This is a genomic window from Microbacterium laevaniformans, from assembly GCF_016907555.1.
Taxonomy (GTDB): Bacteria; Actinomycetota; Actinomycetes; order Actinomycetales; family Microbacteriaceae; genus Microbacterium; species Microbacterium laevaniformans.
Map to the genome: position 1 here is coordinate 1,207,055 of NZ_JAFBCE010000001.1, position 12,897 is coordinate 1,219,951.

General features: G+C 68.5%; 12 protein-coding genes and 4 tRNA genes. 7 read left to right on the top strand and 9 right to left on the bottom strand.

The window, feature by feature from the left end; genetic code table 11:
• Window positions 1-13: 13 nt before the first annotated feature.
• From JOE53_RS05660 to JOE53_RS05680, 5 genes are all read right to left on the bottom strand, one after another.
• Window positions 14-523, bottom strand: a complete 510-nt coding sequence (locus JOE53_RS05660; RefSeq protein WP_204947041.1) for a glycine cleavage system protein R — start codon at window positions 521-523, stop codon at window positions 14-16.
• Window positions 524-539: 16 nt separating this feature from the next.
• Window positions 540-1,325, bottom strand: a complete 786-nt coding sequence (locus JOE53_RS05665) for a COG4705 family protein (protein WP_204947042.1) — start codon at window positions 1,323-1,325, stop codon at window positions 540-542.
• Between the two features lie 410 nt (window positions 1,326-1,735).
• A tRNA-Val gene (locus JOE53_RS05670) sits at window positions 1,736-1,807 on the bottom strand.
• Between the two features lie 28 nt (window positions 1,808-1,835).
• Window positions 1,836-1,906, bottom strand: a tRNA-Cys gene (locus tag JOE53_RS05675).
• A 67-nt stretch (window positions 1,907-1,973) separates the two neighbouring features.
• Window positions 1,974-2,046, bottom strand: a tRNA-Gly gene (locus JOE53_RS05680).
• A 160-nt stretch (window positions 2,047-2,206) separates the two neighbouring features.
• Here JOE53_RS05680 and JOE53_RS05685 point away from each other — a divergent pair.
• The 3 genes from JOE53_RS05685 (at window position 2,207) to JOE53_RS05695 (ending at window position 3,194) form a co-directional block, all read left to right on the top strand.
• Window positions 2,207-2,282, top strand: a tRNA-Val gene (locus tag JOE53_RS05685).
• A gap of 84 nt (window positions 2,283-2,366) precedes the next feature.
• A complete protein-coding gene (locus JOE53_RS05690; RefSeq protein WP_204947043.1) occupies window positions 2,367-2,834 on the top strand; it encodes a hypothetical protein in 468 nt (155 codons plus the stop codon).
• Window positions 2,835-2,846: 12 nt separating this feature from the next.
• Window positions 2,847-3,194 (top strand): YnfA family protein, encoded by a 348-nt coding sequence (locus JOE53_RS05695; RefSeq protein WP_204947044.1) that lies wholly within the window; start codon window positions 2,847-2,849, stop codon window positions 3,192-3,194.
• Between the two features lie 20 nt (window positions 3,195-3,214).
• On the opposite strand, the gene JOE53_RS05700 is transcribed toward JOE53_RS05695, so the two are convergent.
• From JOE53_RS05700 to JOE53_RS05715, 4 genes are all read right to left on the bottom strand, one after another.
• Window positions 3,215-3,778 (bottom strand): type II toxin-antitoxin system PemK/MazF family toxin, encoded by a 564-nt coding sequence (locus tag JOE53_RS05700; protein ID WP_204947045.1) that lies wholly within the window; start codon window positions 3,776-3,778, stop codon window positions 3,215-3,217.
• Window positions 3,779-3,867: 89 nt separating this feature from the next.
• Window positions 3,868-5,139, bottom strand: coding sequence for an ammonium transporter (locus tag JOE53_RS05705; RefSeq protein ID WP_204948182.1), 1,272 nt, complete (start codon window positions 5,137-5,139; stop codon window positions 3,868-3,870).
• Window positions 5,140-5,330: 191 nt separating this feature from the next.
• Complete coding sequence (zapE, locus tag JOE53_RS05710; protein WP_204947046.1) at window positions 5,331-6,359, bottom strand: cell division protein ZapE; 1,029 nt, start codon at window positions 6,357-6,359, stop codon at window positions 5,331-5,333.
• Entirely contained in the window at window positions 6,356-7,597 is a 1,242-nt protein-coding gene (locus JOE53_RS05715; RefSeq protein WP_204947047.1) for an alpha/beta hydrolase family protein, read from the bottom strand. The genes zapE and JOE53_RS05715 overlap by 4 nt, the downstream gene beginning before the upstream one ends.
• Window positions 7,598-7,622: 25 nt before the next feature.
• Between JOE53_RS05715 and JOE53_RS05720 the strand changes: the two genes are divergently transcribed.
• From JOE53_RS05720 to JOE53_RS05735, 4 genes are all read left to right on the top strand, one after another.
• Window positions 7,623-8,228, top strand: a complete 606-nt coding sequence (locus JOE53_RS05720) for a DUF3000 domain-containing protein (protein ID WP_061683248.1) — start codon at window positions 7,623-7,625, stop codon at window positions 8,226-8,228.
• Complete coding sequence (locus JOE53_RS05725) at window positions 8,221-9,417, top strand: ribonuclease D (protein WP_204947048.1); 1,197 nt, start codon at window positions 8,221-8,223, stop codon at window positions 9,415-9,417. The genes JOE53_RS05720 and JOE53_RS05725 overlap by 8 nt, the downstream gene beginning before the upstream one ends.
• A 72-nt stretch (window positions 9,418-9,489) precedes the next feature.
• Complete coding sequence (locus JOE53_RS05730; RefSeq protein WP_061683123.1) at window positions 9,490-10,692, top strand: thiolase family protein; 1,203 nt, start codon at window positions 9,490-9,492, stop codon at window positions 10,690-10,692.
• Between the two features lie 13 nt (window positions 10,693-10,705).
• Window positions 10,706-12,850 carry a 3-hydroxyacyl-CoA dehydrogenase NAD-binding domain-containing protein gene (locus tag JOE53_RS05735; protein WP_204947049.1) on the top strand — a complete coding sequence of 715 codons (2,145 nt, stop codon included), beginning with the start codon at window positions 10,706-10,708 and terminating at the stop codon, window positions 12,848-12,850.
• The last annotated feature ends 47 nt before the right edge of the window (window positions 12,851-12,897 follow it).

Sequence of the window (12,897 nt, forward strand, 5' to 3'; positions counted from 1 at the left end):
ATGCCCTCTCGGCTCAGGCGACGGTGAGATCGACCTGGATCTCGCCGGCGAGGGCTTCGAGCGCGGCGGTGAGCGTCTCGGCATCCGCTGCGGCCGGCAGGCTGACGGTGACGGTCGCCTCGAAAAGCGTGCCGCCGGCCATGGGGGCCTCGAGGGTGCGGCTGCGGAAGGTGTCGATGCTGAGCGCGTGCGCGGCGATGGCGGCGGTGACGTCGCGGACGATGCCCGGGCGGTCGTTGCCCAGGACGGTGAAGGAGACGGCGTGGGGCGCGTCGACGGATGCCGCGGACGGAGCGTCGTGCGTCGTGACGCGCAACAGCCCGTCAAGGCTGCCGAGAGCGGCAGTGAGGGCCCGCTGCTGATCGTCGGGCACCGCGACGAGCACGATGCCCGCGAACGCGCCGGCCAGCTCGGCGAGTTCGCTCTGCTCCCAGTTGCCGCCGTGATCGGCGATGGTGCGGGCGAGAGCGCTGACGAGTCCGGCGCGATCGTCGCCGACGACGGTGAGCACGAGGTGGGCCATGCGGCGAGCCTAACGCTCAGGCTGCGGCGGGTGCGAGCGTCGCCGCACGCCGCCCCATCATCGCCACGAGAACGACCATCAGAAGGGCCAGAGCAAACGCCACCCAGCCGGATCCGATGCCCGCGCCGCCGTCGGCGGCCGGTTTCGCGAGGGCGTCGGCGACGGAGGCGCCCCACGGTCGTGTGAGGACGTACGCCGCCCAGAACGTCGGCACCGCGGGCCAGCGGGCCCACCGGAAACCCGCGGCGATCGCTGCGATCGCCAGCGTGAACAGGGCGATGGAGCCGACGTAGCCGATGCCGAGGCCCACCGCCGTCAGGTCTCCGACGGCGGTGCCGAGCGCAAAGGTTCCGACGACGGCGGCCCAGTAGAAGAGCTCACGGCGTGCCGTTGTGATCGCGTGCACGGACACGGTCCCCTCCGTGCGCCGCCACGCCGCGAAGACGACCGCCAGGCCGGCCGCGCCGATTGCCGCGGTGAGGATGTACGGCACGCCCAGGGCGACATGCATCACATCCGCGGCCATCGTGCCGAACACACCGACGGCGGCGACGGCCGTCCAGTACGCGGTTGGGCCGTATCGCCGGCGCGTGAGCTGGAAGCCGACGGCGCCGACGAAGAAGGCGAAGCCGAGAAGAACCGCGAGCTCGGGAGCCATGATGCGGATGGAGTAGTCGGAGACGGCTTCACCCAGAGCGGTCGACGTGGCCTTCGTGCCCCAGAAGATCAGGGTCGGCTCGGGTACGCGCGACTGTGCAGCCGGCGGAGGAAGCTGATCGGGCAGGTCGCGCAGGTCAGGCACTCTCCGATGATGTCGGCATCGCTCCAAGACGGCGCCAAGAAAGCACCCCGAGTGTGACAGCGGCACGCCGCATCACCTGCGGTGCGGGACGATCTGAGGTAGCTACGGTGAGAAGGTGAACGGTCTGGGGACCATCACATCGCAGAGTCGTCTCGCGACGATGAGCTGCGCAAGGCGGGACGTCAGATGCAACGTCCCGCCTTTTTCGTTGCCTCGCGGCATCGCGACGCCCTATGGTGATCCTGATGGCCTGGGGGTCATCGAGTTCCACTTTCGATAGCTGATGCGAGCTATGGAGAGGCGGGTCGCAGTGCCGCATCCCGCATCTCTGCGTTTCCAGCGTCGAATCCGCATGTTGCACGGCCCGCATCCGGGCACAAAAAAACCCCGGCTGACCGGGGTTGTTCTTGTGCGCGATACTGGGATCGAACCAGTGACCTCTTCCGTGTCAGGGAAGCGCGCTACCGCTGCGCCAATCGCGCCTATACAGGCTTATTCAGTTATGAGGCGAGGTGGCGACGGGATTCGAACCCGTGTAAACGGCTTTGCAGGCCGGTGCCTAGCCGCTCGGCCACGCCACCGTGTGGATTAACCGTGTGGTTTGACCCCACGTGCCGTGATCGCTTCGAAAAACGATCCCTGCACTTGAGCGGATGACGAGACTCGAACTCGCGACCCTCACCTTGGCAAGGTGATGCGCTACCAACTGCGCTACATCCGCGTGCTCCCTGGTTGCCCCGGGAACTCGATCGACTCTAGCCGACTATTTCGCCATCGCAAAACTGAGCGCGCCCCGCGCGTGTCCCGGTGTGTCGGATGCCGGACGATTCGTGCCGGAGCCCGGCATCCGGTAGCATCGAGTCTCGGCCCGCATGGGTCTTGGGCGATTGGCGCAGTTGGTAGCGCGCTTCCTTCACACGGAAGAGGTCATCAGTTCGAGTCTGGTATCGCCCACCATCGAACCCCCGGCTCAGCCGGGGGTTTTCTCCTCACGGCGTACCGCCGGACGCCCGGCACCGCACGCCGCGTAGCGTCGCTGTCATGAGCGTCTCCCCCGGCATCCGCGTGACGCTGGTGGTCGTCGCCCTCTTCAACCTGGTCTCGGCTCTCGCCGGTTGTGTGCTCCTCGTGGTCGCGGGCGGCGACAGTGTCGGAATGCCGAACGAATGGCTCGCGCGCACGCCTTTTCCCTCCTGGGCGTGGCCGGGACTCATCCTCGGTGTCATCGTCGGCGGCACTCAGCTGGTGGCGCTCATCGCGCAGCGACGACGGTACGTGCTCGCGTGGGGGCTGCACGCGGCATCCGGTCTCGTGATGATGATCTGGATATTCGTCGAGATCGCCCCGCTGCTGGTGTGGTCGCCACTGCACGGCGTGTACTTCCTCACCGAGCTGGTGCAGACGGTGCTCGCCGTGCTGGCGCTCGGTGCGTGGCCGCAGCCCTTCTTCGCGCGGATGCCGAGACGATCGCGCACGGGAGTGGGAAACACGACCGACACGCCAGCCTGACACACTGGCGTGATGACCACCGCCCGGATCATCGTTCTGTTCGTCCTCGCGGCGATCGCCGAGATCGGCGGCGCCTGGCTCATCTGGCAATCGGTGCGCGAGAATCGCGGCTGGCTCTTCGCCGTCCTCGGCGTGATCGCCCTCGGTGGCTACGGGTTCGTCGCGGCCTTCCAGCCCGACGCGCACTTCGGGCGCGTGCTGGCCGCGTACGGCGGCGTCTTCGTCGCGGGCTCGCTCGCATGGGGAATCGTGATCGACGGCTTCACACCCACGCTGTGGGACTATGTGGGCTCGGCTGTGGCCCTGCTCGGCGCCGCGATCATCATCTTCGCCCCTGCGCTCCAGCGTACTTCGGAGTAACCTCCGAAGCCCCCGCCGCCTCAGCCCTCGTTCAGCCAGCCGTAGCGCCCTTGCAGAGCCGCGGCGACGGCGGCGAACCGTCGGCGATCCAGCGCTGCGGCCTCGCGCCGCATCCCTCGCACGTGCACGCTGTACAGCTGCTCGATGTCGACCCACGAGGGGCGCCCCTGCGAGTCCCACGGCCCGGTGCCGATGGAGAGGTAGTCGCGGTCGCCGTCGTGCGCCTTGCTGGTCAAACGAATCGCGAACACACGGTCGGCCCCGTCGTGGCCGATCACCAGTACGGGGCGGTCCTTGCCGCGCCCGTCGTTCTCCTCGTATGGCACCCAGGTCCACACGATCTCGCCGGCATCAGGAGCGCCGTCGCGCTGCGGGGCGTATGTGATCGTCAGCCTGCCCCGCGCCGGTGGGCGTACCTCGCGGGTCGCCGTCTGCCCGCCCTGACCGGGACTGAGCGTGGGTGTGGTGGTGGGGCGCGACCGGGGACTCTTCGCCGGCGCCGAGGAGCGTGAGCGGCCACCGAGGAGGCCGAGGATCCCCCGAACGAGGGACGTCAGGGGGCCGCGGCCGTCGCGAGATGCCATGGCTTCACGCTACCAACCGCTGTCGCACGTCTTCGCACGGCGAAGGGGCGCCGGACCGTGAGATCCGACGCCCCTTCGATGGGTGCGAGTCAGTCGACGAGCGCGTAGCCCTCTTCGCCATGCACGACGGTGTCGATGCCGGCGATCTCGTCCTCGTTCTTCACGCGGAAGCCGATCGTCTTCTCGATGATGAAGCCCAGCACGTAGGCGACCACGAAGGAGAACACCAGCACCGTGACGGCGGCGATCGCCTGGAGGATCAGCTGCTCGGCGTTGCCGCCGAGGAACAGGCCCGTACCCGTGGCGAAGAAGCCGAGGTAGAGCGTTCCGATCAGACCACCGACGAGGTGGACACCCACGACGTCGAGCGAGTCGTCGAAGCCGAGACGCCACTTGAGCTCGACCGCGAGGGCGCAGACCGCACCGGCGATGATGCCGAGCAGCAGCGACCAGCCCGGCGCCAGGTTGGCGCAGGAGGGCGTGATGGCGACGAGGCCGGCGACGGCACCCGAGGCGGCGCCGACGGCGGTCGGCTTGCCGTCCTTGAGCTTCTCGACCATCGCCCAACCGAGGATGGCCGCCGCGGTGGCGCCCAGCGTGTTCAGCACGATGAGGCCGGCGGGCGAGCCGACGCCGGCGATGCCGGAGAGGATGTCACCGCTCGTGCCCTCGGGGGCGGCGTAGAAGGCCGCGGCGCCGGCGTTGAAGCCGAACCAGCCGAACCACAGGATCGCTGCTCCCAGCATCACCAGCGGCACGTTGTGCGGCTTGTGGATGCCCTTCTGGAAGCCGACGCGCTTGCCGAGCACCAGGGCGAGAGCGAGGGCGGCTGCACCGGCGTTGATGTGGACAGCGGTTCCACCGGCGTAGTCGATCACCTCGGTCGAGAAGCCCAGGGTGGTTCCGAGGTTGAAGATCCAGCCGTTGGTGTTCCACACCCAGCCGGCGACGGCGAAGTAGTCGATCGTCGCGAAGAAGAACGCGAAGATCATCCACGAGCCGAAGCGGGCGCGGTCGGCGATGGCGCCGGAGATGAGGGCCACGGTGATGATCGCGAAGGTGGCGCCGTAGGCGACGGCCGTGAGGTTCACGGTCGCGTTCTCACCGGTCGCCATCGCGCCGAGGCCGAAGTCGGAGAAGGGGTTGCCCAGGATGCCGCCCCACCAGTCGGCGGTCTGCATGTTGTATCCGTAGAGGATCCAGAGCACCGCGACGAGACCCATCGCGCCGAAGCTCATCATCATCATGCTGATGACGCTCTTCGCCTTGACGAGGCCGCCGTAGAAGAAAGCCACGCCCGGCGTCATAAAGAGCACGAGAGCCGTAGCGGCGATATACCAAGCGAGATTTCCGCTGTCCATGAAGGTCCTCACTGATGTGTTGTGTAACTCGGACCGGGTCGCCGCGGTTTCGGGGTCGGGGCGTCCCAGCGCACTCAGTGTTGCGGTACGCGGTTACCGCCGGTATCCGCGTCGTGTTTCGCGTTGGTTACGCGCGCCGCGTCCAGGTAAACATCACGTTTCGGGGTGGCGGGCATCGCCGCTGAGGGCGATCAGGAATGCGTGAGCGCGTTGAGGCGCGAGATCGCGCGCAGGTATTTCTTGCGATAGCCGCCCGCGAGCATCTCTTCGCCGAAGACCTCGTCGAGGGGGCGACCGGTCGCGCGCACCGGGATCTGCGCGTCGTATGCCCGGTCCACGAAGGCGACGAAGCGCAGTGCGGCGGACTGGTCCTGAAGAGTGATCACGTCACGCAGGCCGATCATCGACAGGTTCTCGATCAGGCGCACGTAGCGCGAAGGGTGCACCGTCGCGAGGTGGCGGATCAGTTCGGCGAACGCGTCGTCCGAGACGACACCGGATGCCGCGGCGCCATCGATGGCCGCGCGGTAGGCGGCGTCGTCGCACACCTCGGCGTGCCCATCGAGGGCGCGCTGACGGTAGTCTGTGCCGTCGATGCGGATGGTCTCGAAGCTCGATGCCATGGCGCGGATCTCGCGGAGGAAGTCCTGCGCGGCGAATCGCCCTTCGCCGAGCGCATTGGGCGGGGTGTTCGATGTCGCCGCGAGCCGCGTTCCGGTGGGGACCAGCTCCCCCAGCAGTCGGGTCATCACCATGGTGTCACCCGGGTCGTCGAGCTCGAACTCGTCGATGCACAGCAGGTCCGCTCCGCGGAAGAGCTCGACCGTCTTCTGGTACCCGAGTGCTCCGACCAATGCGGTGTATTCGATGAACGATCCGAAGTACTTCCGTCGCGCCGGCATCGCGTGATAGATGGCCGCGAGCAGATGGGTCTTGCCGACGCCGAACCCGCCGTCGAGATACACGCCCGGCTTCATCTCCGGCACCTTCTTCGCGCGGCGGAAGAGTCCGCCGCGCTCAGCCGGACCCCCGCCGAGGCTGAACGCGATGAGCCGTTCCTTGGCCTCGTGCTGCGAAGGAAAAGACGGATCGGCGCGATACGTGTCGAAGGTCGCACCGTCGAACTGCGGCGGCGGCACGAGTGCGGCGACCATCTCTGCGCCGGACACCGCCGGCTGACGATCGACGAGGCGAATCGTGCCGGAGTCGGTGGATGTCATCGTTCTCCCTCGTCGACCGCCGGTGCGCTCACCAGGTCGTGTGCGCGCAGCCAATCGCCGATCGCGTCGGTCCAGCGCTGCTGGTCGTAGTTCCAGAGCTTGGTGTGTCTGGCGGTGCGGAACACCTGCAACTCGACGAGATCGGGTCGCGCATCGGCCAGACGATGCGATGCGCTCGACGGAACGAATCCGTCATCGTCGCTGTGCAGGATCAGGGCGGGGTGGCGCAGTTCGGCGGCGCGCGCCACGATGTCGAGCCGGTCGAGCGGAATGGGTCCGTCGGCGCCGATGGCGGGAGCCGCCCATCCGGTGCGGAGGGCCCCCATCGCCAGATCGGTCACCGGCGTGGGCACGTGCAGCGCCCGGGCCTGGTAGGTGAGGACGGTGCGCCAGTCGACGACGGGTGAATCGAGGATGACCCCTTCGATCTGCTCGCGGTGCGCGGAGCCGAGCGATGTCTGCAGGGCGATCGCGCCCCCCATCGACCAGCCCATCAGCACGATGCGGCGGGCACCATGGCGCAGGGCCCAGCTGACGGCGGCATCGACGTCGCGCCACTCGGTGGCGCCGAGCGCGTAGGCTCCGGCACGGCTTCGCGGAGCCTCACCGTCGTTGCGGTACGACACGACGAGCGACGTGATGCCCAGGGCGTGGAACACCGGCACTGCGCGCAGGCATTCGGCTCGCGTCGTGCCACGACCGTGGATCTGGATGACCCAGGTCTCGTGGTCCGCGTCGCTCCGCGGCTCGGCCGGGAACAGCCAGGCCGGACAGGCGCCGATCGCGGCAGGCACGTGCTCGTGCGTGAAAGGCAGATGGAGCTCTTCCGGCCGCTCGTAATACCAGCCGCTGAACGCCGCATCGGCGGCGAGGCTCGATTCGCCGCCGACCTGCGTGAGGAGCTTCCGCTTGACGGTCTCGCCGTCGCTGGCCAGCACAGAGCCCACTTTGAGATAGTCGGCGGAGCCGGTCGTGAACAGGCCGTAGCGCCCCGGCAGCACCGTGTCGGGCGTGCGCGCCAGCGTGATGGTCTGGGCGGGCACGTCGATGTCGACGATGCGTGTGTCGGGCACGCGCCGTGAGGGCGTCACCACGCGTCGGGCCATGCGAAGGGCGACGGCGAATGCCATCGCGGCCGTTGCCAACAACGCCGCCGCAAGGGAGAGGGCAAGCATCCGCAGGGTGGCCGGAGCGCCGATTCGTGAGGCGCCGAGGGCGGCGCGCCTGGGTGCCTTCATCGTGGGCCCATCCTAGTCTGTGACCGTGGATGACACCCGTCCCGCCGCTGAGACACCGGCCTTCGCGCGCGCCGCAGAACAGCTGCGGTCCCTGACCTTCCGGTCCGACTTCTCCGTGCGTGAGATCGCCGCCCCGACGAGCCTCGCGCCGGAGGCGATCGCCTTCGCGGGAGACGTCCGTCCGGATGCGGACGGGCTGGACTCGCCGTATGGAACCGGGCGCTTCGTCCTCATGCACGACCCGGCCGAACCGGACTCCTGGGGCGGTCCGTGGCGTATCGTGTGTTTTGCGCAAGCTCCGCTCGAACCCGAGATCGGCGTCGACCCGTTGCTCGCGGACGTCGCCTGGTCATGGCTCGTCGATGCGCTTCAGACGCGCGGGGCGGCCTTCCATGCAGAGTCCGGAACGGCGACCAAGACCCTGTCGAAGGGGTTCGGCTCGCTCGCCGAGGAGGGTGACGGGGCGCAGATCGAGTTGCGGTCGTCCTGGACGCCCGCGGGCGACCTGAGCGCCCACGTGGAGGCGTGGGCGGAGCTCGTGTGCATGCTGGCGGGTCTGCCGCCGGGATCAGAGGGCATCGCCGTGTTCGGTTCGCAGCGGAGTGCATCAGGAAGGGGAACGCGTGGCTGAGTACGACGTCATCACGGATGCCGCCGGGCTCGCCGCCGCCGCCACCGCGCTCGCCGCGGGCACCGGCCCCGTCGCCGTCGACGTGGAGCGTGCATCCGGCTTCCGATACTCCCAGCGGGCGTACCTCATCCAGGTGTACCGGCGCGATGCCGGCGTCTTCCTCATCGACCCGCCGGCGGTGGGCGATCTGTCGCCGTTGCAGGATGCGATCGGTGGCATCACCTGGATCCTCCACGCCGCGAGCCAAGACCTCCCGTCGCTGCGCGAAGAGCACCTCGAGCCGCCGCAGATCTTCGACACCGAACTCGCTGCACGTCTGCTCGGGCATGAGCGGGTCGGCCTCGGCGCCGTCGTCGAGGACGCCCTGGGGATCACCCTCGCGAAGGCGCATTCGGCGGCGGACTGGTCGACCCGTCCGCTTCCGCAGCCCTGGCTCGAGTACGCCGCGCTGGACGTGCTCCACCTCGTCGACGTCTTCGACGTGCTGCGCGACGAGCTCGAGGAGCAGGGAAAGACCGACATCGCGGCGCAGGAGTTCGAGACGGTGCGCACGCGACCGGTCAAGCCTGCTCGGGAGGAGCCCTGGCGACGCCTCAGCGGTTTGCACACCGTGCGCGGTCGCCGCGCCCTCGCCGTCGCTCGGGCCCTGTGGATCGCGCGGGAGGAGTACGCGCGCGAGCAGGACACTTCGCCCGGTCGGCTCGTCCCGGATCGGGCGCTGGTGGCCGTCGTCATCGCCGACCCCAAGACCAAGCAGGACCTCGCCCGCGTCAAGGACTTCACCGGCCGAGCGAGCCGCAGCCAGCTCGACCGGTGGTGGGCCGCGATCGAGGCCGGCCGCGCCGATCCCGCGCTGCCCGCCGAGCGCGCCTCCGGTGATGGAATGCCGCCTCCGCGCGCGTGGGCGGAGCGCAACCCGGCAGCGGACCTCCGGCTGAAGGCGGCGCGCCCGCTCGTGGAACGGCTTGCCGCCGACCTGCGGATGCCGACCGAGAATCTCCTGACCCCCGACACGTTGCGTCGTGTCGCATGGGCTCCCCCGGCCGAGATCGACCCGGCATCCATCGGTGACGCGCTCGCGGCCCACGGCGCCCGGCCCTGGCAGATCGAGGCCACGGCGGCGGTGATCGCCGGCGCCTTTGTCGAATCCGTGCAGAGCGCCGAGGCTGCCTCCGACCTCGCGTCGTAGAATCGTTCCAAGCGTTTCCGTGAGACTGAGTTTCATCGTACGCTGGACTGAATCTCAACCCTTGGAGGCAGTGTGGCCGAGCTCTCGGACGTCTACTTCGTCGATGGAATGCGCACCCCGTTCGGTCGCGCCGGCGAGAAGGGCATGTACTGGAACACCCGCGCGGATGACCTCGCGGTCAAGGCGACGATCGGACTCATGGCCCGGAACACCGCTGTTCCCGCCGCTCGCGTCGACGACGTCGCCATCGCCGCGACCAGCCAGACCGGAGAGCAGGGCCTGACGCTCGGGCGCTCCGTGGCCATCCTCGCCGGCCTTCCGCAGACCGTGCCCGGCTTCGCGATCGACCGGATGTGCGCCGGCGCCATGACGAGCGTCGCCATGATGGGTGCCTCAATCAGTGCCGGCATGTACGACGTCGCCCTCGCCGGCGGCGTCGAGCACATGGGCCACTACCCCATCGGCGGGAACGCCGACCCGAATCCCCGGTTCGTGGCCGAGAAGATGGTCGATCCGGGCGCACTGAACATGGGCGTGACGGCCGAGCGCATCTTCGACCGGTTCCCGCAGCTGACCAAGGAGCGCTCCGACCGTTTCGGCATGCTCAGCCAGCACAAGGCGCAGGCCGCCTACGAGGCCGGCAAGTTCCAGCCCGATCTGGTTCCCGTCGCCGTGAAGGATGCCGAGGGAAGCTGGGGCCTGGCCACGGAGGACGAGGGTCGTCGCCCGCAGACGACGATGGAAGACCTTGCGGCGTTGAAGACGCCGTTCCGTCCGCACGGGCGGGTGACGGCAGGAACGTCCTCGCCGCTGACCGACGGCGCCACGATGTCGCTGCTCGCCGGCGGCGGTGCCGTCAAGGAGCTCGGGCTCACCCCCAAGATGCGCATGGTCTCCTTCGCCTTCGCCGGCGTGCAACCCGAGATCATGGGCATCGGCCCGATCCCGTCGACGGAGAAGGCGCTGAAGAAGGCCGGGCTCACGATCGACGACATCGGTCTGTTCGAGTTGAACGAGGCCTTCGCGGTGCAGGTGCTGTCCCTGCTCGATCATTTCGGCATCGCCGACGACGACCCGCGGGTCAATCAGTGGGGTGGGGCGATCGCCCTCGGCCACCCGCTGGCCGCATCGGGTGTGCGGCTGATGATCCAGCTCGCCGCGCAGTTCGCCGAGCGACCGGATGTCCGCTACGGACTCACCGCGATGTGCGTGGGGCTCGGGCAGGGCGGATCGGTCATCTGGGAGAACCCGCACTACAACGGCCGCAAGCGCTGAGAGGACGACGGACATGACGAACTACGACGAGATCGACTTCTCCCCCCTCACCGCGCTCGCCGACGGCGAGGTCGTCACCCATTCGCGGGTGCGCGACATCATCCTGCCCTCGGGCAAGGTCCTCGCGCTCATCACGCTCGACAACGGTCGCGACCACACGCGGCCCAACACGCTCGGTCCGGCCACACTGACCGAGCTCGGGGCGACGCTGGCGAGCCTCAAGGCCCGTGCGGAGGCCGGCGAGATCCAGGCCGTGGGCATCACGGGCAAGCAGTACATCCTCGCCGCCGGCGCGGACCTCTCCGACATCACACGGGTCGGCTCCAAGGACAACGCCCGTCTGGTCGCGCAGCTCGGGCACAAGGTGCTCGGGTCGCTCGGCGAGCTCGGAGTGCCCTCCTTCGCCTTCGTCAACGGTCTCGCCCTCGGCGGGGGGCTGGAGATCGCGCTGAACTCGACATACCGCACGGTCGACGCCTCCGCAGCCGCGATCGCCCTGCCCGAGGTGTTCCTGGGGATCATCCCCGGCTGGGGCGGCGCGTACCTGCTGCCGAACCTCATCGGCATCGAGAACGCCCTCGAGGTCGTCATCAGCAACCCCCTGAAGCAGAACCGCATGCTGAAGCCGCAGCAGGCATACGACTACGGCATCTTCGACGCGATCTTCCCTGCTGCGACCTACCTCGAGAGCTCGCTCGCCTGGGCCGACGGGGTCCTGACGGGGGCCGTCAAGGTCGAGCGGAAGAACGAGCCGGGCAAGATCGAGCGGCTCACCAAGTGGCCCATCGCGATCAAGGTCGCGCGCGGCATGCTCGAATCCAAGATCGGCACCGTCCCACGCTCACCCTACGCCGCACTCGAGCTGCTCGACAAGGCGAAGGGCGGAACGAAGGCCGAGGGCTTCGCGCGCGAAGACGAGGCCCTGGCCGATCTCGTCACGGGCGACCAGTTCGCGGCATCCATGTACGCGTTCGATCTCGTGCAGAAGCGGGCCAAGCGACCCGTCGGCGCCCCCGACAAGGCGCTCGCGAAGAAGGTCACGAAGGTCGGCATCATCGGCGCCGGACTCATGGCCAGCCAGTTCGCCCTGCTGTTCGTGCGCAAGCTCCAGGTGCCGGTGCTCATCACCGACCTCGACCAGGCGCGCGTCGACAAGGGCGTCGCCTACATCCACGACGAGATCGGAAAGCTCGAGGCCAAGGGCCGCCTCGATGCCGATGCGGCGAACAAGCTGCGCGCGCTCGTGACCGGGACGACCGACAAGAGCCTGTACGCCGATTGCGACTTCGTCATCGAGGCCGTCTTCGAGGAGGTCGGCGTCAAGCAGGCCGTCTTCGGCGAGATCGAGAAGATCGTCGCCGAGGATGCGATTCTCGCGACCAACACGTCGTCGCTGTCGGTCGCGGAGATCGGTTCGAAGCTCGCGCACCCCGAGCGGCTCGTCGGCTTCCACTTCTTCAACCCGGTCGCCGTCATGCCCTTGATCGAGATCGTCAAGACGCCGACCACGACGGATGCCGCGCTGTCGACGGCCTTCGTCGTGGCGAAGGGCCTCGGCAAGAACGCCGTGCTGACGGCGGATGCTCCGGGTTTCGTCGTCAATCGCCTCCTCGCCAAGGTCATGGGCGAGGCAGCGCGTGCCGTCTACGAGGGCACCCCCGTCGCGGATGTCGAGAAGGCGTTCGCGCCGCTCGGACTGCCGATGGGACCCTTCCAGCTCATCGATCTGGTCGGGTGGAAGGTCGCGGCGCACGTCCAGGACACGATGGTCCACGCGTTCCCCGACCGTTTCTACGCGAACGAGAACTTCCACCAGCTCGCCGAGCTGCCGGAGGTCGTCGAGAAGGACAAGGGCGGGCGCGTCACCGGCTTCTCGAAGGCGGCGGAGAAGGCGCTGAAGGGGCATGTGGGCTCGGCCCCGGCATCCGCCGACACGATTCTTCGGCGCGTGCAGGACGGCTTGGCCACCGAGATCAAGCTGATGCTCGACGAGGGCGTCGTTCCCGAGGTCGAAGACATCGACCTGTGCCTGATCCTCGGCGCCGGCTGGCCGTTCATCGACGGCGGGGCTTCGCCGTACCTCGATCGCGAGGGTGCATCCGAGCGCGCGTTCGGCGGCTCGTTCCACACGCCGCAGATTCGCGGTATCGGCGGCTGATACTGCCGGATCCGTCGTCACGGATTCGGAGGAACGCAACGGAATCG